Source organism: Vibrio anguillarum (assembly GCF_001989995.2).
GTDB lineage: Bacteria > Pseudomonadota > Gammaproteobacteria > Enterobacterales > Vibrionaceae > Vibrio > Vibrio anguillarum.
Genome location: NZ_JAHGUP010000135.1, coordinates 1 through 326, shown reverse-complemented (window position 1 = coordinate 326; position 326 = coordinate 1). Strand labels below are relative to the sequence as shown.

Annotated in this window: 1 pseudogene; it reads right to left on the bottom strand. The window is 42.6% G+C overall.

Annotated elements, in window-relative coordinates:
* Window positions 1–326 (bottom strand): annotated as a pseudogene (locus tag PL85_RS18925) (hypothetical protein); the annotation flags it as partial.

Sequence of the window (326 nt, the reverse complement as noted above, 5' to 3'; positions counted from 1 at the left end):
AGGCCAACAGTATCAAAATCAACTTTTCCTTTGAACTCACGACTAACATAAGAGCCAGTGGAAAGCGCATCAGATAGAGCGTCTAGACTGCCTTTAATCTCACCAGTTTGAGCATTGAGAGCTTCGACAACGGAGGAGCTATCACCGCCGCCAGTACCGCCACTGGATTTAATAGCGTCAACAATGCTAGCCGTATTAGTTAAACCATGTTCAAGAAGAACACCAACACCCGAACCTATATTGTTATTAACATCATATAACTGCCTGTTGGTTTCGTCTAATTTCCAATCCAGAGGGCGAACAACATCCTTTATTCCATTTAAAGT